The following is a 236-nucleotide window of genomic DNA, read 5'->3' as shown; positions in this document are numbered from 1 at the left end:
CCTGAAACGGATCCTGAACAGTGACTGATCAAACGCGCAACGTCGAGCTTGTCATCAGGGCGAAGAACCTCAGCAAGAAGACCCTGGACGATGTTCGAAAAGAGATCGAGGCCGTCAACGCGGCTATCGATGCGCAGGTTGACGCGTCCAAGCGGGGTCAGGGGTCACTGAAGGACCTGGACGCAGTCTACCGACGCCTGGAAGACGCGATGAAGTCGCTCGTCCAGCAGCAGGCG

General features: G+C 58.9%; 1 protein-coding gene. It reads left to right on the top strand.

Annotation, left to right across the window (positions count from 1 at the left end; genetic code table 11):
• Positions 1 to 20: 20 nt before the first annotated feature.
• Positions 21 to 236 (top strand): hypothetical protein (locus G5A07_RS21725; protein WP_223107853.1); only part of this gene is annotated, 216 nt, incomplete at its 3' end.

The sequence above is a fragment of the Stenotrophomonas sp. AS012628 genome (assembly GCF_010608305.1).
Lineage (GTDB): Bacteria > Pseudomonadota > Gammaproteobacteria > Xanthomonadales > Xanthomonadaceae > Stenotrophomonas > Stenotrophomonas geniculata.
This window is presented reverse-complemented; position numbering and strand designations above follow the sequence as displayed.